The organism is Acinetobacter sp. yr461 (assembly GCF_900110445.1).
GTDB classification, from domain to species: Bacteria; Pseudomonadota; Gammaproteobacteria; order Pseudomonadales; family Moraxellaceae; genus Acinetobacter; species Acinetobacter calcoaceticus.
Genome location: NZ_FODU01000007.1, coordinates 107,230 through 131,516, shown reverse-complemented (window position 1 = coordinate 131,516; position 24,287 = coordinate 107,230). Strand labels below are relative to the sequence as shown.

Annotated in this window: 21 protein-coding genes and 1 riboswitch; of the genes, 15 read left to right on the top strand and 6 right to left on the bottom strand. The window is 40.3% G+C overall.

The genetic code is table 11. The annotated features are described in order from the left end of the window. The first annotated feature begins 2 nt into the window (after positions 1 to 2). From BMW38_RS12270 to BMW38_RS12260, 3 genes are all read left to right on the top strand, one after another. Positions 3 to 1,979, top strand: a complete 1,977-nt coding sequence (locus BMW38_RS12270) for a 2-oxo acid dehydrogenase subunit E2 (protein ID WP_092708459.1) — start codon at positions 3 to 5, stop codon at positions 1,977 to 1,979. Positions 1,980 to 2,127: 148 nt separating this feature from the next. After that, positions 2,128 to 2,406: a hypothetical protein gene (locus BMW38_RS12265; protein ID WP_092708456.1), complete on the top strand. Its 279-nt coding sequence runs from the start codon at positions 2,128 to 2,130 to the stop codon at positions 2,404 to 2,406. Positions 2,407 to 2,434: 28 nt separating this feature from the next. Beyond that, positions 2,435 to 2,620, top strand: a riboswitch (yybP-ykoY riboswitch). Between the two features lie 15 nt (positions 2,621 to 2,635). Further along, entirely contained in the window at positions 2,636 to 3,211 is a 576-nt protein-coding gene (locus BMW38_RS12260) for a TMEM165/GDT1 family protein (RefSeq protein ID WP_003654075.1), read from the top strand. A gap of 58 nt (positions 3,212 to 3,269) precedes the next feature. Here the strand turns inward: BMW38_RS12260 and BMW38_RS12255 are convergent, their stop codons facing one another. Continuing rightward, positions 3,270 to 5,426, bottom strand: coding sequence for a TonB-dependent siderophore receptor (locus BMW38_RS12255; protein ID WP_092708454.1), 2,157 nt, complete (start codon positions 5,424 to 5,426; stop codon positions 3,270 to 3,272). A 229-nt stretch (positions 5,427 to 5,655) separates the two neighbouring features. On the opposite strand from BMW38_RS12255, the gene BMW38_RS12250 reads away from it, so the two are divergent. The 5 genes from BMW38_RS12250 (at position 5,656) to recJ (ending at position 11,978) form a co-directional block, all read left to right on the top strand. Further along, entirely contained in the window at positions 5,656 to 6,453 is a 798-nt protein-coding gene (locus tag BMW38_RS12250) for an MBL fold metallo-hydrolase (protein ID WP_092708452.1), read from the top strand. A gap of 203 nt (positions 6,454 to 6,656) precedes the next feature. Continuing rightward, on the top strand, positions 6,657 to 8,123 hold the full coding sequence (gene guaB / locus BMW38_RS12245) for an IMP dehydrogenase (RefSeq protein WP_003654069.1): 1,467 nt from the start codon (positions 6,657 to 6,659) through the stop codon (positions 8,121 to 8,123). A gap of 149 nt (positions 8,124 to 8,272) precedes the next feature. Continuing rightward, positions 8,273 to 9,610 (top strand): phosphoglucosamine mutase, encoded by a 1,338-nt coding sequence (gene glmM, locus BMW38_RS12240; protein WP_092708449.1) that lies wholly within the window; start codon positions 8,273 to 8,275, stop codon positions 9,608 to 9,610. A 10-nt stretch (positions 9,611 to 9,620) separates the two neighbouring features. Then, positions 9,621 to 10,277: a pyridoxamine 5'-phosphate oxidase gene (pdxH, locus tag BMW38_RS12235; protein ID WP_092708446.1), complete on the top strand. Its 657-nt coding sequence runs from the start codon at positions 9,621 to 9,623 to the stop codon at positions 10,275 to 10,277. Continuing rightward, entirely contained in the window at positions 10,278 to 11,978 is a 1,701-nt protein-coding gene (gene recJ / locus BMW38_RS12230) for a single-stranded-DNA-specific exonuclease RecJ (RefSeq protein ID WP_092708443.1), read from the top strand. 47 nt (positions 11,979 to 12,025) lie between these two features. Here the strand turns inward: recJ and BMW38_RS12225 are convergent, their stop codons facing one another. Next, entirely contained in the window at positions 12,026 to 12,793 is a 768-nt protein-coding gene (locus BMW38_RS12225) for a putative porin (RefSeq protein WP_003654062.1), read from the bottom strand. A gap of 392 nt (positions 12,794 to 13,185) precedes the next feature. Here BMW38_RS12225 and prfB point away from each other — a divergent pair. From prfB to BMW38_RS12200, 5 genes are all read left to right on the top strand, one after another. After that, positions 13,186 to 14,281, top strand: a protein-coding gene (gene prfB / locus BMW38_RS12220) for a peptide chain release factor 2 (protein ID WP_100222431.1) whose coding sequence is annotated in 2 segments (ribosomal slippage) — positions 13,186 to 13,257 and positions 13,259 to 14,281 — 1,095 coding nt in all. Because the reading frame shifts where the segments join, the coding sequence is not laid out codon by codon here. 221 nt (positions 14,282 to 14,502) lie between these two features. Beyond that, entirely contained in the window at positions 14,503 to 14,805 is a 303-nt protein-coding gene (locus tag BMW38_RS12215; RefSeq protein WP_002121891.1) for an ArsR/SmtB family transcription factor, read from the top strand. A gap of 32 nt (positions 14,806 to 14,837) precedes the next feature. Next, on the top strand, positions 14,838 to 15,896 hold the full coding sequence (locus BMW38_RS12210; RefSeq protein ID WP_092708440.1) for an alkene reductase: 1,059 nt from the start codon (positions 14,838 to 14,840) through the stop codon (positions 15,894 to 15,896). A gap of 158 nt (positions 15,897 to 16,054) precedes the next feature. After that, positions 16,055 to 17,347, top strand: coding sequence for a 3-deoxy-D-manno-octulosonic acid transferase (locus tag BMW38_RS12205; RefSeq protein WP_092708437.1), 1,293 nt, complete (start codon positions 16,055 to 16,057; stop codon positions 17,345 to 17,347). Beyond that, positions 17,344 to 18,054, top strand: coding sequence for a 16S rRNA (uracil(1498)-N(3))-methyltransferase (locus BMW38_RS12200; RefSeq protein WP_092708434.1), 711 nt, complete (start codon positions 17,344 to 17,346; stop codon positions 18,052 to 18,054). Before BMW38_RS12205 ends, BMW38_RS12200 begins: the two co-directional genes overlap by 4 nt. Here the strand turns inward: BMW38_RS12200 and BMW38_RS12195 are convergent. Continuing rightward, complete coding sequence (locus BMW38_RS12195; RefSeq protein WP_092708431.1) at positions 18,051 to 19,025, bottom strand: mechanosensitive ion channel family protein; 975 nt, start codon at positions 19,023 to 19,025, stop codon at positions 18,051 to 18,053. The two genes, BMW38_RS12200 and BMW38_RS12195, sit on opposite strands and share 4 nt — an antisense overlap. A 112-nt stretch (positions 19,026 to 19,137) precedes the next feature. Continuing rightward, the gene (locus BMW38_RS12190) at positions 19,138 to 19,713 is read right to left on the bottom strand and encodes a DUF805 domain-containing protein (RefSeq protein ID WP_092708428.1); all 576 of its coding nucleotides are present in this window, start codon (positions 19,711 to 19,713) and stop codon (positions 19,138 to 19,140) included. A 294-nt stretch (positions 19,714 to 20,007) separates the two neighbouring features. On the opposite strand from BMW38_RS12190, the gene acs reads away from it, so the two are divergent. Further along, complete coding sequence (gene acs, locus BMW38_RS12185; RefSeq protein ID WP_092708425.1) at positions 20,008 to 21,957, top strand: acetate--CoA ligase; 1,950 nt, start codon at positions 20,008 to 20,010, stop codon at positions 21,955 to 21,957. Positions 21,958 to 21,997: 40 nt separating this feature from the next. On the opposite strand, the gene BMW38_RS12180 is transcribed toward acs, so the two are convergent. After that, positions 21,998 to 22,540, bottom strand: coding sequence for a cysteine hydrolase family protein (locus tag BMW38_RS12180; RefSeq protein ID WP_092708422.1), 543 nt, complete (start codon positions 22,538 to 22,540; stop codon positions 21,998 to 22,000). A 105-nt stretch (positions 22,541 to 22,645) separates the two neighbouring features. Between BMW38_RS12180 and BMW38_RS12175 the strand changes: the two genes are divergently transcribed. Then, positions 22,646 to 23,059 (top strand): Lrp/AsnC family transcriptional regulator, encoded by a 414-nt coding sequence (locus BMW38_RS12175; RefSeq protein WP_092708419.1) that lies wholly within the window; start codon positions 22,646 to 22,648, stop codon positions 23,057 to 23,059. Positions 23,060 to 23,152: 93 nt separating this feature from the next. Here the strand turns inward: BMW38_RS12175 and sfnG are convergent, their stop codons facing one another. Further along, a complete protein-coding gene (sfnG, locus tag BMW38_RS12170) occupies positions 23,153 to 24,265 on the bottom strand; it encodes a dimethylsulfone monooxygenase SfnG (RefSeq protein ID WP_092708416.1) in 1,113 nt (370 codons plus the stop codon). Positions 24,266 to 24,287: the final 22 nt, after the last annotated feature.

Below are 24,287 nucleotides of genomic sequence, written 5' to 3'. Positions count from 1 at the left end.
GCATGCAAATTAAGACCCCTGATATTGGCGTAGATAAAGCAGTTGTTGCTGAAATTTTGGTAAAAGTTGGCGATAGCATTGCTGAAAATGACAGCCTTGTTTTGCTTGAGTCAGATAAAGCCTCTGTTGAAGTGCCTAGCACTTCGGCAGGTGTAGTAAAAAGCATCTTAATCAAAGAAGGCGATAGCGTAACTGAAGGTACGGTATTGTTTGAACTTGAAGCTGAGGGTGTTGCACCTGTAGCTCAAGCAGAAGAAGTTGCAAAACCTGCACCAGCAGCTGAAAAAGAAGCACCTGCTACAGCTCCACAAGTTGCTGCACAACCAGCAGCTGCAACCACTAGCCAAGTGGTTGAAGTTCAAGTTCCAGATATTGGTGTTGAAAAAGCACTAGTTGGTGAAATTTTAGTAAAAGTTGGCGAGCAAATCGATGTTGAGCAAAGCATCGTTGTTGTTGAATCTGACAAAGCAACTGTAGAAGTACCAAGCAGTGTTGCTGGTACTGTAGAAAGCATTCAAGTTAAAGAAGGCGATACAGTTAAAGAAGGTGTTGTGCTCATTAAAGTGAAAACAACGTCTGCATCAAGTGCGCCAGTTGAAGCTCCAGCTTCTACAGCAGCTCCAGCGGCAGCGCCTGCACCAGTTCAACAAGAAACTGTAGCTGCGGCTGCTACTCAATCTGGACCAGTTGATATTAACGTTCCTGATTTAGGCGTAGATAAAGCAGTTGTTGCTGAAATCTTGGTACAAGTTGGCGATAAAGTTGATGTAGACCAAAGCCTTGTTGTTGTTGAGTCTGATAAAGCAACTGTAGAAGTTCCAAGTACTGTTGCTGGTGTTGTGAAAGCGATTCACTTGCAAGCAGGTCAACAAGTTTCACAAGGTATATTGCTTGCAACAATTGAAGCTGAAGGCCAAGCACCTGCGGCAGCTCCAGCGCCAAAAGCAGAAGTAGCGGCTCCGGCAGCACAAGCTTCAGCACCTAAAGCGGCAGCTCCAGCTCCGACTCAGTCAGCACCTGTGGCTGCTTCTGGTAGTGATAAGTTAACGAAAGAGCAAGAAGCTGAAAACGCTAAAGTTTATGCTGGCCCTGCTGTTCGTAAGCTTGCTCGTGAACTTGGTGTGGTTTTATCACAAGTTAAAACTTCTGGTGAACATGGTCGTGTGATTAAAGAAGATATCTTTGCTTATGTGAAGACTCGTTTAACTGCACCACAAGCGGCTCCAGTAGCTGCGGCTGCACCAGCAGTTTCGGGTTTGCCAAAGCTTCCTGACTTCACTGCGTTTGGTGGCGTGGAAGAAAAAGTACTGACGCGTTTGCAGCAAGTATCAATTCCGCAATTGTCATTGAACAACTTTATTCCGCAAGTCACCCAGTTTGATTTGGCTGATATTACTGAGTTAGAAGATTGGCGTAATGAACTGAAAGGCAACTTCAAAAAAGAAGGTGTCAGCCTGACGATTATGGCATTCATTATTAAAGCGGTTGCGTATTTGTTGAAAGAAGAGCGTGAGTTTGCAGGTCATCTATCTGATGACGGTAAATCAGTGCTCTTGCGCAATGAAATCCATATGGGAATTGCGGTAGCAACACCTGATGGTTTAACTGTGCCAGTACTTCGTAACCCAGACCAAAAATCAATTAAGCAAATTGCAGTTGAATTGGGTGTATTAGGTCAAAAAGCACGTGATAAGAAATTAACACCGAAAGACTTGCAAGGTGCGAATTTCACCATTTCAAGTTTAGGCGCAATAGGTGGTACAGCATTTACACCACTTGTGAACTGGCCGCAAGTTGCGATTTTGGGTATTTCACCTGCAACGATGCAACCGGTTTGGAATGGTAAAGACTTTGACCCACGCTTAATGTTGCCGTTGTCATTGTCTTATGACCACCGTGTAATTAATGGTGCAGACGCTGCTCGCTTTACCAATAAACTTACGAAACTTCTTAAAGATATTCGTACTTTATTAATCTAATATTTTGAAATGAATCATAAAAACCTCGCTTCGGCGGGGTTTTATTTTGGTATTTAATTTAATTGGTTTTAGGTTAATCTAAAGATTAGATATGAATTATCGAGAGAGAGGAGAAATTTCTCGTTATTAGGTAAAGGAGAAATAATAAATGGTGGGTTTTTTAAAAATCATGTCGCCGATTCTGTTGGTTGTATTTTTACTGATGGGGCTGTGGGTTAGTGTTTTGCACTTTCCTTGGGAGTGGATGACTTACGTTGCAATGGGCTTAGAGGTATTTGTGGCAACGCTTATTTTGCCATTTGAATTTCAATCACAGCATGTAGCAGGCATTAACAATTTTGGGTTTATTAACTTAAGTATTTGTTTAGCCTTACTATTGGGCTTAGGTCGGTTATTAGTGTGGGCATGGATAAAATTTTTTGTTTGAAAAATAGAACTGCTCGAATATAATAAGCACATACTTCATTGGGGAGTAGCCGCTATTCATTTCTGAATGAATAGGTGATGATCAACATAATTGTTCAACAGAACATGGTCATCATAGCTTAAACGTCTCATCGTTTCCGAGTTGGCAAGACCTTTGATTTACCACTCTGCAGATATTTGGCTAGCAGGAGCGGTAGGTCATGGGCATTTATGCTAGCCAGAGAAACGACATGCAAGAATTTCTGATTTCTACCTCAATTGTTGCCCTAGCTGAAATGGGCGATAAAACTCAATTACTCGCCCTTTTACTGTCTGCACGTTTCCGTAAGCCAATCCCTATTCTCATTGCGATTCTGTTAGCAACTTTAATTAACCATGGTATCTCTGCTGTGCTTGGACAGTGGATTACGACCGTCTTGAGCCCCGAAATATTAGTTTGGGTACTGGCCGGTGGTTTTATTGGTATGGCGTTCTGGATGCTTATTCCAGATAAGTTAGATGATGAAACAGATAGCATTAATAGATGGCAAAAATTTGGTGTTTTTGGTGCAACCTTTATCTTGTTTTTCTTAGCAGAAATTGGTGATAAAACGCAGATTGCAACAGTGGCCTTAGCTGCTCGTTACGACAGTATTTTCTGGGTTATGCTGGGTACAACGTTAGGTATGATGATTGCCAATGCACCAGCTGTATTTATTGGTAATAAATTAGCTGAACGTTTATCTATCTCGCTCATTCATAAAATTGGTGCCGCTATTTTCTTAATTGTAGGTGTCTCTACTTTAGTGCAGCATTACTTCTTCTAAAGCATTTAAAGCTGCTAAAAAAACGCACTCATTAAAGAGTGCGTTTTTTTTAACTGTATTAATAGTTAAATTTCACTGTGAAGTTAATTTGACGTGGGTTGCCGAGCGTCACTAAATTCTCATTCAGCGCACCTGCATAGTAATCTTTATCAAATAGATTGCGGATAGCAAGTTGAGCGCCCCAATGCCCAGCGTCATAGCCGGCTTCAGTGTCAAAGACTGTATAGCCTGGAACATGAACATCTAAGCCATCGACAGTTTTATACGTTTCACCGCGGAAACCGCCGCCTACATACCAACCAAGTTTTGATGCAGGGTCAAATTTATAGCGTGCTGACAAGCTATATGCATGCTCCGGAATATTGTCGAGTGCTTTTCCTACATTACTCGTGTTTGCATCTTTACTAATTTCCGCATCAATTGTGTAGGTATATGCAGCTGTTAATTTTAAGCCTTCTAAAATTTCTGCGCTGAGTTCAGTTTCAATACCACGTGTTAACTGTTCGCCGCGTTGTACTTTATAGCCACTATTCACGGTATCAGTAACTAAAACATTTTGACGTTTTAAATCATACCAAGCGATAGCGCCTTGAATTCGTTGATTAGGGCTTTGTAATTTCATTCCCACTTCAACCTGCTTCCCTTCTTCAGGTTTGAACGGATTGTTATTTACATCAGTACCACTGTTAGGTGTAAATGAAGTGGCATAGCTAACATAAGGAGCCACAATGTCATTAAGGGTATACATGACAGAGGCGCTACCCGTAAATGCATTGTCTGATTGTTTGCTGACATTACTTGTAACTAAGCTTGTGCTTTGGGTTTGTGCCCAGTCTTGGCGTCCAGACAAGCTTAAAAGCAATTGGTCATTAAGTTGAATACGGTCACGTAAATAGAGCCCTAAATATTTGAGGCGATTAATATCACGAACATTTTGCGTCAATGTCACGTTTTGACCATAAACGGGGTTATAAATATTTAAATCGCCAATGTCATATTTATCATTGGTGTAGTCACTTTTTTCCTGAAAAGCATCTACGCCAATATTAACGTCGTGTTGCATGCCATATAAATCAAACTGTTTATTTAAACGGTTATCGATGGCAAAACTTAAGTTATCAATAATTTGATGGCGGCTATTATTTTTACGGCTAATGGTTGTATAGTCGATTTCACCCTGTTTGTTTTTTGCCCAGAAATTTGTGCCTGTTCGAGCAAAAACAGCTGTGCCATCCATTTCAGATTTTTGTACGGCAAAATTCTGATTGAAGTTCCAGCCATTATCAAAAGCATGTTTAAGCGTATAACCAGTACGGTAAACATCGGCTTCATATTTACCGAAATTAGGATCGCCAATATACAAGCTTCGGTCTATAGCGCCGTTAGGATTATCTTTTAATGTACCAATGACAGGTAAACCTTGCTGACGAATATATTCGCGATGTTGATAGCTTGCGATGACAGAAAGGTCGGTGCTATCTCCTAAGTCAAAGTTGTAAGAAGGGGAAATATAGTAATTTTTAAAATATACATAATCTGTCGGGTCATCTTGGTCAGAGATACGACCATTTAAACGGAAAGCACCTTTTTCACTATTATTAGGACTATAGTTTAAATCGAATGTGCCTTCTTTAAGGTTGTAACTACCATAAGTCATACTAGCGCGTGCAAAGTTTTCTGCTTCAGGGCGTTTAGTGACTAAATTCACCATGCCGCCTGGAGCAACCAAACCAAAATTAATAGATGCAGGGCCTTTTAAAACTTGTACCTGATCCATACCTGATAGCTCAGTGGCAACAAAAGTATTTTGTCCAACTCTTAAGCCATCTACATAAACTGAATCAGAAGATGTCTGCCCTCGAATAACGAAATCATCCCAACCACGACGACCTAGTTTCCCAGCTTCTACTCCTGCAACACCTTCAAGTGCCTCTGCTAAGGTTCTTGCTTGTTTCTGATCGAGCTGTTCACGTGTTACTACCGAAACCGATTGAGCAGTTTTAAACAAGGGCGCATCTGATTTTAAGGCAGAGGTTGCTTTCGTTGCGACATACGGGGAGGTGGTTTCTTTTTGCGCCTGAATAGAAATTGTGGGTAGCACACTGGTCGAATTTTGTTGTTCTGCTGTTTCATCAGCATGACTTGCTGTCATCGAACTAAAAATAGCAACTGCTAACAATGTTTTGGAGCTTGAAAAATAAGGTGCTTGGTTCATGGGAGGCCTAGACAGCGCAAAAGACAAAAAACTGATAATGAGAATTATTTTAATTTATTGTGAGTTAATTTTAAATAACATTATGATTCATTTATAAAATAAGAAAAGCAAAAGCTATTTTAAAATATTATGAGAAAAATAAAGCAATTCATTGCAAGAATTATCGAATCCCTTTATTTTAGTATGGGTATAAAAATATTTAATATTTAAAGTTTTTTTGGGGAATTGTATGGGGTTTGAAAAAACAACATCGCAGATATTATTTGATAATGGCGTACATAAATGTATTAGTTTTACCAGTTTGGTCAAAGGGGAAGGCATACAAGCCAATCAATTTTTAATTATTGATCATGAACGAGCTGCGGTGATCGACCCAGGTGGCGATTTGACCTATGTTCCGTTGACCATGGAACTTAATAAATATACGCGATTGAAAAATCTGGATTATGTGCTGGCTTCTCATCAGGATCCAGACATTATAACTTCAATGCCACGCTGGTTGGTCTATACCGATGCCAAAGTGGTCGCTTCTAAATTATGGGCACGATTTTTACCGCACCTCAATTCTGCATTCATGAGTGAACGTATGAAAGGGAATTGGGAAGATCGCCTTATTGAACTACCAGATCGTGGTCAAGTGATTCAATTGGGGGAATCAAAACTTGTGGTGGTTCCAGCCCATTTTCTACATTCGGTGGGTAATTTTCAGTTCTATGATCCAGTCGCTAAAATTTTATTTTCTGGTGATATGGGAGCTTCGATTGTTGAGGATGCTAGTCAACCTTTGAAAGATTTCGATACGCATGTTCTGAAAATGAAAGCTTTTCATCAACGCTATATGTGTTCCAATAAGGTCATCCGTTTATGGGTCAACATGGTCCGTCAGATGGATATTGAAATGATTGTTCCACAGCATGGCAGCCCATTTATTGGTAAAGAAATGATTAATCAGTTTTTAGACTGGATTGAGGTTTTACCTTGTGGTGTCGATTTAATGTCAGAACAAATTTTTAGTTGCCCTGCATAAATCTAAATATTATTTCTAATAATTAACCCAGATGAAGTTCTGGGTTATAAAAAGATAAGAGCTAAAAAATAGAGCTAAAAGTATAATTAAGTGAGAATTATTTAGAGCAGGCCAATATCTATTGCTGAAAAAGGCAAAGATAATATGAAAATTGCATTGAAATTTGTTTATAATAGCTCACGGAATTTACCAGTGAGATTGTTATGCTGACCATCGTTCAAGAAGCGCTAACCTTCGATGATGTCTTATTACTTCCTGCCTACTCTACTGTTCTCCCAAAAGATGTCTCTCTAAAGACACGTTTAACTCGCGGCATTCATTTAAATATCCCATTAGTTTCTGCTGCAATGGATACAGTGACTGAGTCACGTATGGCGATTGCGATGTCACAAAATGGTGGTATCGGGATTTTGCACAAAAACATGGATATTGCTGCTCAAGCTGCAGAAGTACGCCGTGTAAAGAAATTCGAAGCGGGTATGGTGAAAGACCCTATCACTGTAACGCCTGAAACTACAGTACGTGAACTGATTGCAATTACCACTGCTAATAACATTAGCGGTGTACCTGTTGTTAAAGACGGCAAGGTTGTTGGTATTGTGACAGGCCGTGATACGCGTTTTGAAACCAATTTAGAACAACCAGTTAGCAACATCATGACAGGCCAAGATCGTTTGGTGACTGTACGTGAAGGTGAGTCTAAAGAAAATATTCAAGCATTATTGCAAAAACACCGTATTGAAAAAGTCTTGGTCGTTGGCGAGAGCAACGAACTTAAAGGCTTAATTACAGTGACTGACTTCCGTAAAGCTGAGAGTTATCCAAACAGTTGTAAAGATGATCTTGGTCGTTTACGTGTTGGTGCTGCGGTAGGTACAGGTGCTGATACACCAAGTCGTGTAGAAGCATTGGTTGAAGCTGGTGTTGACGTAATTGTTGTTGATACAGCACATGGTCATTCAGCTGGTGTAATTGAACGTGTACGTTGGGTGAAACAAAACTTCCCTCAAGTACAAGTAATTGGCGGAAACATCGCAACTGGTGATGCTGCATTAGCATTATTAGATGCAGGTGCAGATGCAGTCAAAGTCGGTATTGGTCCTGGTTCTATCTGTACGACACGTATTGTGGCAGGTATTGGTATGCCACAAATTTCTGCGATTGACAGCGTTGCTAACGCACTGAAAGATCAAATTCCTTTAATTGCAGATGGCGGTATTCGTTTCTCTGGCGATATGGCAAAAGCGATCGGTGCGGGTGCAAGTACAATCATGGTAGGTTCACTTTTAGCTGGTACTGAAGAAGCACCTGGCGAGGTTGAGTTTTTCCAAGGTCGTTACTACAAAGCATATCGCGGTATGGGTTCATTAGGTGCAATGGCGGGAGCAACCGGTTCTGCTGACCGTTATTTCCAAGACTCAAAAGCGGGTGCTGAGAAGTTAGTACCAGAAGGCATTGAAGGGCGTGTTCCATATAAAGGCCCAATGGGTAACATCGTTCATCAAATGATGGGTGGTTTACGTTCATCGATGGGTTATACAGGTTCATCTGTAATTGAAGATCTTCGCCAAAATGCGAAATTTGTGAAAATTACTTCAGCAGGTATGTCTGAGTCACATGTTCATGATGTAACGATTACTAAAGAAGCTCCAAACTATCGTGTTGGTTAGATTTTGGTAACCAAAACAATGAAGAAAGCCGTCATTACACTGACGGCTTTTTGTTTTTGGTGTAAAGTAAATCTAACGAAAAGAAATATGGCGGAATTGCCATATATGAAGTGAGCCACCGCTGAAGTGGCGTAAGAATGAGATAAGCTATGAGTTATTTTGGAACGGATGGTATTCGTGGAAAATTTGGGCAAATGCCTATTACTCCAGAGTTTGCTTTAAAACTCGGTTTTGCTGCAGGGAAGGTATTAAAACGAACGAGTCCAAAAAATAAACCGCTCGTTGTATTAGGAAAAGACACACGTTTATCTGGTTATATTTTAGAATCTGCTTTACAGGCAGGCTTAAACGCTGCTGGCGTATATGTTCATCTACTTGGTCCATTACCAACACCAGCAATTGCACACCTTACTCGTGCTTTGCATGCACATGCAGGTATTGTTATTTCTGCATCACATAATCCATATTATGATAATGGGATTAAATTCTTCTCAAGTGAAGGCAAAAAATTACCTGATTCATTACAAGAAGAAATTAACCGCGAATTAGAAAAAGACTTATTCATTGAGGACACTGCAAACTTAGGTAAAAGTGTTCGTGTAAATGATGCAAACGGTCGTTATATCGAATTTTGTAAATCTACTTTCCCTTACCACTTTGATTTAAATAATTTAAAGATTGTGTTGGACTGTGCTCATGGTGCTGCATATAGCGTTGGCCCTTCAGTTTTCCGTGAGCTAGGTGCAAAAGTCATTGCTTTATATAATGAACCAGATGGCTTAAATATTAATGAAAGCTGTGGTTCAACACATCCTGAACACTTGCAAAAAGCAGTGGTTGAGCACCAAGCAGATTTAGGGATTGCCTTTGATGGCGATGCTGACCGAGTTGTGATGGTTGATAAGTTTGGTAACTTAATTGATGGTGACCATATTTTATATATCTTGGCGACTCAGGCGCAAAATAAGCCAGCTGGTATTGTTGGTACTGTCATGAGTAATATGGCACTTGAAGTTGCACTTAAAAAAGCAAATGTTAATTTTGTTCGTGCAAAAGTCGGTGACCGCTATGTATTACAGGCTTTAGAAGAAAATGGTTGGGTGACAGGTGGCGAACCTTCTGGACATATTCTAACTCTAGACAAGAGTACGACAGGTGATGCCATTATCGCTGCACTTCAAGTGTTAACGGTGATGGTCGAGCAAAATAAGGCTCTTCATGAATTGGTTCAAGACTTTAAACTATTCCCACAAGTTCTTTTAAATGTACGTTTAGAACAAATGCTTGATCCATATTCTATTCCAGCATTGGTTACTGAATTTGATAAAGCAGAAGCACAACTCAAAGGCCGTGGACGTATCTTAATTCGTAAGTCAGGAACAGAGCCAGTAATTCGTGTCATGGTTGAAGGTGACGATGAGCAAGAAGTAAATGCTTTAGCTCAGCATTTAGCAGATTCAGTTCGTTCACAAGCACAAGTCGCATAAGGTGCATGACATGAGTGATGTCATTAAAGATTTAAGCGAATTACGCTTGAGCTATGAGCAAGGCGAGTTGTATGAGGGGCAGGTTGAATCAAACCCTCATCAGCAGTTTCTTGGTTGGTTTAACCATGCTCTAGCAGCCAATTTGCATGAACCCTATGCCATGTCGTTAGCAACAGCTGCTGCTAATGGCAGACCCCATGTTCGAACAGTTTTGTTGCGTGGTGCTACAGAAGCTGGGTATGATTTTTATACTAACTATGACAGTCAGAAAGGTATAGATTTGGCAGAAAACCCATATGCTGAATTATTATTTTACTGGCCGAGTCTAGAGCGTCAGGTGAGAGTTGGTGGTCATGTAGTAAAAATTTCTGAACAGGAATCTACAGATTACTATCGTAAACGCCCACGTGATAGCCAGATTGCAGCGCATATCAGTACTCCACAAAGTGGCAAAATTGAAAGCCGAGAGCTGTTACAGCAGCGCTTTCAAGACTTACAACAGCAAGTCGAAAGTCGTGAAGTGCTTGATAAGCCAGAGTTCTGGGGAGGCTATCGTCTGCAACCGGATTATTATGAATTCTGGCAAGGGCGACCAAATCGTTTACATGACCGCTTGAGTTATGAAAAAATCGACGGTCAATGGATGTTGCACCGGCTGATGCCTTAAATGACAAAAATACAAATCAAACAAAGACCTTTATTGACACGCCCTGAACAGTTTCAGGGCGTGCCGCCGTTTATTGCCGAGATTTTGGCAAGACGTGGAGTCCAATCTGAACAGGAATTAGAGCTCAAGCTTAAGAATTTGCTTGCTCCAGAGCTCAAAGGTCTAGAAACCGCTGTAGCATTAATGGATCAAGCCATTGATGAGCAGAAAAAGATTGTTATTGTCGGGGACTATGATGCCGATGGAGCAACCAGCACTGCGTTAATGGTATTGGTGCTTCGCGATATGGGGGCACAAGTCGATTATTTGGTTCCCGATCGGTTTAAGTACGGTTATGGGCTTACGCCTGCAATTGCAGAGCTTGCTCATCAAACTTATCAACCAGATCTATTAATTACTGTTGATAATGGTATTTCCAGCCATGCAGGTGTAGAAACTGCTCAGGCCTTGGATATGCAAGTCATTATTACCGACCACCATTTAACAACTAAAGAAACACCTCCAGCACAAGCAGTTGTTAACCCAAATCAGTTGGGTTGTGATTTTCCAAGTAAAGCGCTTGCCGGTGTTGGCGTTGCATTTTATGTGCTGGCAAATTTGGCAAGTTTACGTACTAAGCAAGGCAAAAGCACAAGTAAAGTCACTCAATATCTAGATTTAGTGGCTTTAGGAACTTATGCCGATGTTGCTGTATTAGATTATAACAACCGTATATTGGTGGATGCAGGCGTAAAGCGAATCCAACAACACCAATGTCGAGTTGGAATTTTAGCGCTATTGGATATTGCGGGTAGAGAGGCGAGTTCATTACGTGCACAAGATCTAGGATTTGTTATAGGACCCCGTATTAATGCTGCTGGACGTATGGAAAGCATGCGTATTGGGATTGAATGTTTACTTGCAGAGAATATGGAAACTGCTTATCCAATTGCTCAGCAATTAAATCAGCTCAATATAGAGCGGCGCCAGATAGAAGGAGAGATGAAGCAACAAGCTTTGTCTGCTTTAGATAGTTTGCAACTTTCAAAAGAAGATATTCCACAAGCTCTTGTACTCTTTGAAGAGAGCTGGCATCAAGGTGTGATTGGGATTGTAGCAGGGCGTTTAAAAGAACAGTTCCATCGTCCAACTATTGTTTTTGCACCAGATGAAGATGGTGTTCATATTAAAGGGTCTGCCCGTTCAATTGATGGTGTACATATTCGAGATACAATTGAGCAAGTTGCTGAACAACATCCAGAATTGGTGAGCCATTTTGGTGGACATGCGGCAGCGGCTGGTTTAACGATTCGAAAAGAAAACTTTGATGCTTTTAAAACTGTTTTTACTGGCTGTGTTGCAGCCATGGAGGAATCTCTATTCCAAGCAACACTATGGACGGATGGAGAGTTACCAGCTTCTGCTTTGCAACTAGACACATTGGACTGGATAGAGCAGCTTGGACCATGGGGGCAAAAATTCCCTTTTCCGCAGTTTGAAGGGAAATTTAAGGTCGTCGATTATCGCTGGCTTAAAGAAACACATCTAAAACTTAGATTAGCCCTTGATCAATATACGTTTGATGCGATTGCATTTAATGCAGCTGGTCGTTTTGAATTTAATCCTATGCGAGATGAAGTTCATTTAGTATATGAAATGGATCGTAATGTATTTAATGGCAATGTAAATTTACAATTGCGTATTGTGCATTTAAACCAATAAAAAAATCCGCTCATTAGAGCGGATTTTTTATGTGCTTTTAAGCGATATTAGAAGCGGTATCCTGCACGAACACCATAAGTGTTGTCGTTGTCACCGAAACCAATACGACCTTCAAGACTTACTTGTTGATTTAAGAATTTTTTAGCATTAATACCAAATTCATCTTTATCAGTTAAGTCGTTATTGTAGTAATCCACACCAAGACTTAAAGTTTTATCGATGTAGTAGTCACCACGAACTTTATATTCGTCAAGGTCACCAAACGCACCAAACGCTTCAAGGTTTACGTCATGTTGACCTACTTGAGTTACGTATTTAGCACGAACTGTTGGATCAGCGCCGTCTTTACCGTCTTTTTCGTCGTAACCTTTAACACCTAGAGCAAGTAATAAACCAGGAGCTGGTAAATAACCTACTTCAGCAGCATAAGTCGTAACTTTACTATCAATATTGGTGTTGTCGATTTCACGTTCACTTCGACCTACATCACCGCTAAGGTAGAAATCTGAGTTAGGAACGTAGTATTCAACACCTACGCCATACTGGGTGTCTTTTGTGCCACTGTTATCGCCATAGTTGATAAGAGCGTTAACATTACTTGCACGGCTTAAGAAAGCTGCTTCAGCAAGTGGAGCGTTACGAGTTTGAACAGGATTAAAGTAATAAGTCCCGTCAACACCGAATTTGCTTACACTGCTGCCGTCATCTGGATCAAGATAATTGTAAGAACCACCAACTTCAGCTTGGTAAGCGTTTGCTGCGCCACTTACTGCCAGTGCAGATAAAAGAGCTGATGCAATTGCTAGTTTTTTCATGGAATCTCTCCCCTCTAAAAAGCGATTTTATAAATGTTTTGTTACAACTTTCAGTCTAGACCAAAATGCTTATGCGTCAATCTTGCTCAAGTAACCATACTGTAACTATGTGTTTTTTTTGTAAACATGATCTATTTAAATTATTGATTATTAAATAAAAGATAAGAATGTTTTATTTTATTAAAATTGAGGAGATTTTGTGTAGATCATAAAAAATGCTGTAAAAATACCCAATTTTGTATGAGGATGTTACTGGTTAAACTTAAAATGAACTGAAGAAAATTTAGAAATTAAATGAGTGAAATATGATGAGAAATACAAAGCAGGTTCGAAGATAACCGGAGCTATGCTAAAATAATCGACTGTTTATCTGCTTTTATGGGAACACTCGCGTGGAAATTAATCCTTATCTAAACCAATTGAAAGACTTAACTGATCGTAGCCAAACACTACGGGGGTATCTTTGACTACGATCTGAAAAAGGAACGTTTAGAAGAAGTTTTACGTGAGTTAGAAGACCCTGCGATCTGGAATGACCAAAGCCGTGCTCAGGCAATGGCAAAAGAAAAGGGTGAACTAGAAAACGTTATTAATGTGTTAGATGGTTTATCAACACAACTTGAAGATGCAAAAGCAATGCTAGATTTGGCCGTAGAAGCCGATGATGAAAGCCTGCTTGAAGATGTTCAGTCAGAGCTTGGCGCTGCTGAAGATGAACTGGCTAAACTTGAATTCCGTCGTATGTTTAGCAACCCGATGGACCCGAACCCTTGCTATGTCGAGATTCAATCAGGTTCAGGCGGTACAGAAGCGCAAGACTGGGCATCTATGCTATTACGTATGTATATGCGCTGGATTGAACGTCATGGTTTCAAAGCTGAACTCATGGAAGTATCTGATGGCGATGTAGCTGGTATTAAATCTGCAACGATTCGTGTTGAGGGTGAATATGCCTACGGTTGGTTACGTACTGAATCAGGTGTACACCGTTTAGTTCGTAAATCCCCATTTGACAGTGGTAACCGTCGTCATACCTCATTCTCTGCGGTGTTTATTTCACCAGAAGTTGATGACAATATTGAAATTGATATCAACCCTTCTGATGTTCGTACAGATACTTACCGTGCATCGGGTGCAGGTGGTCAGCATATTAACAAAACCGATTCGGCAGTTCGTTTGACTCACACTCCAACAGGTATTGTGGTGGCGTGTCAGAACCAACGTTCGCAACATGCTAACCGTGATCATGCATGGAAACAGTTACGTGCGAAACTGTATGAGTTGGAAATGCAAAAGCGTAATGAAGCGGCTCAAGCCTTAGAAGACTCGAAGTCTGACATTGGTTGGGGAAGCCAGATTCGTTCGTATGTATTAGATGATTCGCGTATTAAAGACTTACGTACAGGCGTTGAAAACTCTAATACGGGTGCTGTTCTTGATGGTGACCTTGATCGCTTTATTGAGGCGAGCTTAAAACAAGGTTTATAAGAGTCTGCTGAACTTTTAGTTTAAATACAGTTCATCTATGAATATGTAGAACTCTTGGATTTTTAGCGATTAAAACGGCAAAGCAGTTCAGCCTTCGAATGTTAATCGAAAAAATGCGATATGAATATCGAAAAAAATAGATATGAATATCGCAAAAGTGCGATATGATGTTTTCGAAATGCTGAATAAAGCTTTGTTCGTTTAAAAGACGTGTTGAGCCTATGGATATTGATGCAATTAGCAAAGCCCTTTCCAATCCGCTACGTCGGCAAATTTTGCAATGGTTGAAAGAACCTGCGCATTATTTACCGGTGGAAGAGTGCGGTGGTAGTTTTGAGAAGGGTGTTTGTGCAGGTCATATTGAACGATTGGGCAAAGTAGCGCAGTCTACAATGTCGAATCATTTGTCTGTTTTACAACAGGCGGGCCTAATTCAGGTCCAAAAATATGGTCAATGGTCTTATTTTTCACGTAACGAAGCTTTGATTCAGCAATATATCGAACATTTAAAACAAACACTTTAACTCTTTAAATTAAAGTGTAAGTCGAGGCGACTATGGCTGAACTCAATACTCCTTTAACGGTTGGTGATTTTGAAATTAAAAATCGATTGGTAATGGCTCCATTAACGCGTGCGCGTAGTGGTGAAAGCCGAGTACCGAATGATTTAATGGTTGAATATTATCAACAGCGTGCAAATGCTGGTCTTATTTTGACTGAAGCAACAGTGATTGGTTCAAAAACTGTGGGTTATGCAGAAACTCCAGGATTATGGTCACAAGAGCAGGCACAGGCTTGGAATAAAATTATTGAGGCAGTTCATGCTCAAGGTTCAAAAATTGTAGCCCAACTATGGCATGTAGGCCGTATTTCGCATCCTGAGCTTTTAGATGGCGATATTCCTGTTGCACCAAGTGCGATTCAACCTGCGGGTGAAGTGAGTTTATTACGCCCTAAACGTCCATATGTAACGCCACGCGCGCTTTCAATTGAAGAAATTAAAGAGGTTGTAGCTCAATATAAACATTCAGCAGAATTGGCTAAAGCAGCTGGTTTTGATGGTGTTGAGTTACACGCGGCAAATGGTTATTTAATTGACCAGTTCCTTCAAAGTAACACCAACCAACGTAATGATGAGTATGGTGGTCCAGTTGAAAACCGCGCACGTTTATTATTAGAAGTGATTGATGCGTTTATTGAAGTGTGGGGCGCTGGCCGAGTTGGTGTTCATATTGCACCGCGTGGTGATTCGCATGATATTGGCGATGAAAATCCGTTAGCGACATTTGGTTATGTCGTTGAGCAGTTGAATCAACGTAATGTTGCTTTCATTTTCTCTCGTGAATATGAAGGTGCTGACAGCATTAGTCCGCAACTTCGTGAAAAATTTAACGGTGTATGGATTGCTAATGAAAATCTAACACCAGAGTCTGCAAAACGTATTTTGCGTGATGGTGATGCTGACGCTATATCTTTTGGTAAAGCATATATTGCCAACCCAGATCTTTTACAGCGTTTAGAGCAAGGCTTACCTTTAAATGAACTTCAACCAACGACTTTATATGCTAAAGGTGCTGAAGGTTATACAGACTATCCAACGCTAGAAGCTTCGTAAATTTTTTGAAATGTCTGTTTACTGACCTAGTTTATTTATGAACTCAGTAAATCGCTTTTCTTGTAATGGTAGAGTTTAGGTATCGAAACTCTGCCATTTTTTCTATCTATGTTATATTTTCCCCAGTTTTTAAATTTTGACTATTTGAGGCAAACCGCTTGGCGACCCCTTTTTGGTACAACACCGCACTTCATTTATTAAAACCCTTTTACCGCTGGCGGATAAAAAAACGTGCAGAAAGCCAGGAATTATATAATCAGGAATGTCTTGAAAGATTTGGGCCGTTTGAATCTCCGAAGAATGTGAGAGCAATCTGGTTCCATGCTGTCTCGGTTGGAGAAACTAACGCCGCGCAGCCTTTAATCGAGCATTATCTTAAACTTGGACAACCTGTTTTAGTGACCAATACGACTAAAACGGGGCAGGCACGTGCCAAATCGTTATTTTTAAAAGCCCCTTATTTAGATTTGTTTCAAGCAGTTTATTTGCCTGTTGATCAGAAGTATCTTTTAAAACAATTTTTTGAGTTGTATCAGCCAAAACTTTTAGCATTGGTTGAAACAGAGCTTTGGCCAAATTTAATCGATCAAGCCAAACAGCAGCATGTTCCATGTTTATTGTTAAATGCGCGGTTATCAGAAAAATCAGCGAAAGGTTATAGCCGAGTTTCAGGTCTAACGGCAGGAATGCTGAAACAAATTGACTGGGTGCTGGCACAAGATAATGCGACTCGACAACGCTATGTAGAACTTGGCTTAGACCAACAAAAAAGTCAGGTGGTTGGAAATATTAAGTTTGATATTCACGCACCAGAAGCATTTGTAAATCAGGCTGCAAAGCTACACCAGTTATGGTATTTGGGGCAACGCAAAGTCCTGACAATTGCCAGTACACACGCACCCGAAGAACAACAAATTTTGCAGGCACTTCAGCCTTATTTAAAGTCAGATCCAGATTTAGTTTGTATTGTTGTACCTCGACATCCTGAACGTTTCGATGAAGTATTTGAAATTTGCCAAAACTTAGATTTAATTACTCATCGTAGAAGTTTGAACCAAAGTATTCATACCAGTACACAGGTTTATCTAGCCGATAGCATGGGTGAACTTTGGTTATGGTATGCCTTAAGTCAAGTGTGTTTTGTCGGTGGTTCTTTAAATGAGCCGGGTGGCGGGCACAATATTTTAGAGCCTATGGTTTTAAATGTTCCAACAGTAATTGGACCTCGTTATTTTAACTTCCAAACCATTGTTGATGAGTTTATTGATGAAAATGGTGTATTGATTGCTCAAAATGCAGAGCAGGTTGTGGCAATCTGGATGGCTTGTTTAGCTGAACCTGATCAGACCCAACAAGTGGTAGAGCAAGCGCATAAAGTCTTACAACGTAATCAAGGTTCATTGCAAAAACATATTGGAGTAATTAACCGGTATTTGGCCGAAAAGCCATGAATATCGTTTTACTAGAGCCTGAAGATATTCAGTCAGACACGTGGTCAATTCACTCAAAGCGCCAATTACAGCATTTACGTGAACATCTTGATATTACAGTCGGCCAAAATCTGAAAGTTGGTATCCGTAACGGCGCACGTTATATCACGGAAATTGTTTCGATTAACGAGCAAGAAGTCTGTCTTCGGCCTATCAGTGAAGAAACTGTACCTGCAAAAATTCCGGTTCATTTAATTGTGGCATTACCCAGACCTAAAGTTTTACGCCGTTTAATTATGGATAGTGTGACATTAGGTGTTGAAAAAATTAGTCTGATACATAGTTATCGGGTCGATAAAAGTTACTGGCAGACTCCCTTTTTACAGCAAATCGACAATTACGTTACTTTAGGACTTGAGCAAGCAGGGGACACGATTGTTCCTGAAATTCAAATGTATAAACGCTTTAAGCCTTTTGTTGAAGACGTCTTGCCTACATTTATTTCAGAAGAGTGTCCTGCTTATGTGGCCCATCCATATGCAGAGCAAAGTATGCCAATTAATATTGATCATGCCTGTAGCATTGTGGTCGGACCCGAAGGTGGTTTTATTCCTTATGAGGTTGATTTGCTCACAAAAAACGGCTGCCAAGCAGTGAGCTTAGGCAACCGTATTTTAAGAACTGAAACGTCTATTTCTTATATTTTAGGACGCTTATTTGCAGCTTAAGCATTTGGCTTAACAGTTTCTTCAGTTGGTTGGTCACCACGATACACTTTTACTTCTTGTACCGGATATGGAATTGAGATGTTGTTTTCATCAAACGCATCTACAACCATTTCCTGAATTTCACTAATCGAAGCAGAGGTGGTTGTTTCCGTTGTGTCGACCCACCAACGAACGGTTAGATTGACAGAGAAATCTGCAAGAGCCGTTACGTTGACCGAAAAGGCAGGTTGGCTAAGCACATTACGGCTGTTGTCGAGTAGTTTAAGAATGACTGCTTTTGCCTTTTGGACATCATCTTCATAGCCGATTCCCACTACAAATTCACAGCGGCGACGTTGATATGCAGTATTTACAGTTACTGCACTGGTGTAAACAGTCGCGTTAGGAATAACAATACGACGGCCATCAGGTGAACGTAAAAAGGTCGCACGGATTTGAATATCTTCTACGGTTCCTTCCATGTTGTTGACAATAATGTCATCGCCAATACGGAAAGGTTCGCTGAGTAAAATTAAAATACCAGAGAGTAAGTTCTGGAAAATATCTTTAAATGCAAAACCAATTGCGACGGAACCAATCCCTAGAGCACTCATTAATTGGCCCGGTGTAAACCCAGGAATCGAGATAACTAAAGCAATTAAGAAACCAAAGAATAAAATCGCTGTACTGCCTACACGGTTTAAGACCAAGACTAGGTTTTGACGCGTGTAAGAGCGGTTTTCTAAGGTTTTACGAACAAAGAACTTAAATAATTTGGTTAGAAGCCAAAAAATAATAAAAACGATAATCGCAATACAAATATAAGGTACACGTTCCCAGAAGCTATCCACAATTTTATCGATTGTGGTATAGGCATCATGATACTTTTCAGTATGGGCTAAAACCGTTTGAGTGGTTTTCGTACCCGCCTCTTGCAAAAGTTCGCCTGTATTTTTTGCGACATCTGTTAAGGATTTTTGTTCATCAGCCACGACAAGTCTCAATTAAAAAATTTATGAAAGCGATTTTTAGCTTTCATCATAGTAGGAGATAAAATGTGCGCCTACTATAATGAGTTCATCTGAATAATAAAGTGTTTTTTAATTAAAAGTATTCCGTTCCTTTTTGTAAGATTTGTGTCGGCGTTTCTAGGGTATCGGTCCCTGAGAAATAATAAAAAATTCCTGCTGTGGAAATCAGGCTAATTAAAATAGCCACTAAAATAAGCCGAGCCATGAGTTTTTCTATAAATGTTGAAGGCCGAACGGGACCATATTGATTGGTACCTGCTGTACCTGAGGCAAGCAGTAAATAAATCATAAAAAAGAATTGAACAACCGGAATGAGCAACAGTAACCCCATCCAGCCGCTCTTATTTAAATCATGCAAACGTCGAACAACAAGAACAATATTGAGATAGATCAGAAATAGCCAAAAAGCCCAGACTACTAAAGCACTGACTCCAGAAAGAGAGCTATAAAATTCAAAATTAAATAGATTGCTGGATAGCTGAAAACTTCCAAGAAATGAGGCCAAAATGAGATAACCCACGAGGGTGACTAAATAAATTAGTCCATATCCACCTAAATAGCTCATACGATTAAAGCGCCCATGAATCGAAAAAGGACTATCTTTAAACGGGAGCTGTGGTGGGCGTGAAGAGGTTGTTTGGGCAAACATATTATTTTATTCCTGTGCTCGATATGAGAGACAAAATAATCTTTGTTGATGATCAAAACCATCAAATCTTGAAAAAATTATAAAAGTAAAAGCTATAGACAAATGTTTTAAATCAACTTAATTTTATAAAAATGTTCACAATTTCGTATGCTTGAGTAAGTGGTTAATATATGACCAAAGTCGCATTGTTTGGACTTTGAAAGAGTCATCATACTGCAAAGGCATGCAAATAAGATCCAGTAAAATAATAGCCACAGTCTCGAGATGGGATGCACAAGATCAAGGAAGTTGCGTATGAATGAGATCTATCCAGTACCAGAGGAATTTAAAAAAACAGCTCGTACTGTTGAAGCAGACTACTTTAAACGTTATCAACACTCTATCGAGAAGCCAGATGAGTTCTGGGCAGAGCAAGCTAAAATTGTCGATTGGATAAAGCCATTTACCCAAGTTAAAAATACGAGTTTTGACAAAGACAATTTCAAAATTGAATGGTTTGCTGATGGTGAGTTGAATGTGTCAGCAAACTGCCTAGACAGGCATCTTAAAGAACATCCTCATAAACCTGCAATTATTTGGGAAGGTGATCATCCTTCTCGCCATAAAATCGTTTCTTATAAAGAATTACACGATGAAGTCTGCCGCTTTGCCAACGTTTTAAAGAAATATGGCATTGGTAAAGGTGACCGCGTTGTGCTGTATATGCCAATGGTCACTGAAGCTGCAATTGCCATGTTAGCATGTGCTCGTATTGGCGCTGTTCACTGTGTGGTATTTGGTGGTTTCTCACCAGACTCTTTGGCAAGTCGTATTGAAGATAGCCAAGCTAAACTGGTGATTACCGCAGACTCAAGTCTACGTGCGGGCAAGTTGTTACCACTCAAAGAAAATGTCGATTTGGCCCTAGAGTTGCCGGGTACAGAGTGTGTTGAAAATGTAGTTGTGGTTTATCGTAATGCGAACCCGATTGAAATGAAGCCGGGTCGTGATTTGTGGTATCACCTTATTATTATGGAGGTTGATGCAAACTGTCCTCCAGAGCCTATGAAGGCAGAAGACCCATTATTTATTCTTTATACTTCAGGCTCGACAGGTAAACCTAAAGGGGTCTTGCATACCACAGGCGGTTATTTGGTCTATGTTACAAGTACTTTTAAAGAAGTATTTGACTTGAAACAAGATGACGTTTACTGGTGTACGGCTGATGTCGGCTGGATTACAGGACATAGTTATCTCGTTTATGGACCACTTGCAAATGGCACCACGACCTTAATGTTTGAGGGTGTTCCTCAATATCCAACGTGGGCACGTCTTGGTCATGTGGTCGATAAGCACAAAGTCTCTATTTTATATACGGCTCCTACCGCAATTCGCGCCATGATGCGTGAGGGCGACACTTATGTGCGCGAAAGTAATCGTAGTAGCTTGCGTTTACTCGGTTCGGTTGGTGAACCTATTAACCCTGAGGCTTGGAACTGGTACTACAATGTAGTTGGTGAAGGCCGTTGCCCAATTGTTGATACATGGTGGCAAACCGAAACTGGCGGTATTTTAATTGCGCCATTGCCGGGAGCAACAGCTTTAAAACCGGGTTCTGCAACACGTCCGTTATTCGGTATTCAACCTGCCATTGTAGATGGTGAAGGTAATGAGCTAGAAGGTGTAGCAGAAGGTAATCTAGTCATTAAAGATTCATGGCCAGGCCAGATGCGTACCATTTGGGGTGATCCAGATCGCTTTATCGAGGCTTATTTCTCGACCTTTAAAAATAACTACTTTACAGGTGATGGTGCTCGCCGTGATGAAGATGGCTATTACTGGATCACAGGCCGTGTTGATGATGTCTTAAACGTTTCAGGTCACCGTCTAGGTACGGCTGAAATTGAAAGTGCTTTGGTGTCGCATGAATCAGTAGCAGAAGCTGCGGTGGTGGGAATGCCACATGATATTAAAGGACAGGGTATTTGTACCTTCGTGACTTTACAAGCGGGTGTTCCAGAGTCGGAAGAGCTGCGTAAAGAATTAATTAACTGGGTACGTAAAGTACTTGGACCAGTTGCATCTCCTGATGCACTACACTGGGCACCAGCATTACCTAAAACCCGTTCTGGTAAAATCATGCGCCGTATTTTAAGAAAAATCGCAGCAAACGAGCTTGATAGTTTGGGCGATACCTCAACCCTAGCTGAACCAGCAGTGGTTGATCAACTTATTGCAACGGTTTATCCAGACAAGCAAAACTAATTTATAAAAGCCCCATATGGGGCTTTTATATTGAGACGTATTAAGAATTTGCCAAGAAATCAGAAGTACTTTGTACAGGGGCAAACATGCTAAGCGCAGCTAAAAAGGCAGTTTGTACATCTTCAGCTTTCACAGTTTTTCCGTCATAGCTGAGATCACGAGTTGCAGTGGCATCTCCAATTAAGATCGGTTGATAGCCAAGTTCTTTGGCAGCACGGGTTCCTGAATCGATACAAATATGCGTCATCATGCCTGTAATCACGAGTTGCTCAATTTGGTGTGCTTTTAAAAGTTCATCTAAATTGGTTTCTAAAAAACTATTTGGATAATGCTTTATCACAATTAATGCAGCGTCGTGAATATTAAGTTCAGGATGAAGTAAAACACCGTCGGTATTTTCTTGAAAGAAGCTCGCCTGTGGTGGGTTAATATGCTGTACGTAAATGATTGGCAAGTTTTTCTCGCTAAAATATTGTTCGAGTTGTTTTATTTTTTCTAGTGCTTGATCTGGCCCAACCAATTCCATTTTGCCATTTTTAAAATAATCATTTTGGACATCGATAATTAATAGTGCCTGTTTCATGAGATTACTCTTGTTGATATGAGATAAAACAAGGTTATTCTCTGCCCGCAAAATCGGCTATAGTCAGATGAAAGCATTACTGCCAGTTTTCTTTCGCCATGAAAAATGAATATTGAATTAGACCCGATTGATCTAAAAATTATTGCATTACTCAAGCAAGATTCCCGTTTAACAAATAAAGAGATTGGGCAGCGTGTTCACCGGACAGGGCAGGCTGTAGGGGCGCGCATAGCTCAGTTGATGGATGCAGGGGTTATCAAGAATTACACCATTGCCGTGCAATACCGATATAAACAATTTATTCATTTGCATTTAAATGAACAACGCTCATTTGAAGAAATTGAAAATTTAGTCAAGCAATATGAACAAATAGATGAATGCTTTAAAGTTATGGGAAATGCATGTTATATGATCGTTAGCCATTTCGAATTTTCAGAATTACATGAATTTATTGAAAAACTTTCAAAATGGTGTCGTTATTCGGTTGAAACAGTTGTAAGGGAAATTGAGAAATCTTAAAAAATAAAAGCTCCAAGCCGAGTCTTGGAGCCAATAAGTCTTTATTTTTAATTTATTGTTTTTATTGTCTTGCGCTGCTTTAACTGAAGTTTTTTAGGCTGATTTGGCTTGAATTTCTGTCTCCTTTTCTTGTTGAAGTTCTAATTCACGAACTAGGGGTAGAACTTTTTCTCCAAAATATTCCACCTCTTCAATGAAATGTAAGAATCCAGAAAGAATCAAATCAACACCTACATTTTTAAACGCTACGATACGTTCTGCAATTTGTTGAGGTGTACCAATTAAATTGGTTTTAAAACCGTCGTTGTATTGCACTAGATCTTCAAAACTTGATTTCGCCCAGTTACCTTGTTGCTCTGGTGAGGCTGCACCTGCTTCACGTGTCGCATCGCCAAATGCATTCACGGCTTCCGTATTGGCTTTATCAATAATTTCTTGAAGTACCGCTTTTGCTTCTTCTTCGGTATCTCTGGCAATAATGAAGGCGTTCACACCAATTTTGACATGATGGTTATTGGCTTTCGCTTTAGTGCGAATGTCTTCGACTTGTTTTTGAATCTCTTCTACCGTATTACCGTTGGTAAAATACCAGTCAGAAACACGAGAGGCCATGTCACGTGCAGCACGGGAACTACCACCCTGAAAAACTTCAATATAAGGTTTTTGTAAAGGCTTCGGTTTAAGTGTGTAGTTTTGGAATTGGTAGTATTTACCATCGAAACTATAGTTATCGGTAGTCCAGATTCCTTTTAGAGTGCGAATGAATTCTTCAGAGCGGACGTAGCGCTGGTCATGCTCTGGCCATTCTTCTCCAATCGCATCGAACTCCCCTCTAAACCATCCACTCACCACATTAATGGCAATACGGCCTTCGGTTAAATAATCAATTGTTGCAAGTTGCTTAGCTGCGAGTGCCGGTTTCCATGGGCCGGGCAGAATAGCAGCAATGACCTTAAGTTTTTCAGTTTTTGCTAATAATGCATGACTGAAACTGACTGATTCATGCTGATTTTCTGCCCCATAGCCCGCCGTAAAACGAATTTGGGTGAGCGCATATTCAAAACCATTTTTTTCGGCAGCCTGTGCAAGTCGAACATTGTAGTCGTAACTCCAGTCTGTACGCTGCTCGATGTTACTTACTACAAGGCCACCGCTTACATTTGGTACCCAATAAGCAAATTTAATTGGTTGTTGTAATTGCGTCATGGTGCGCTCTCCCAAATTCGTT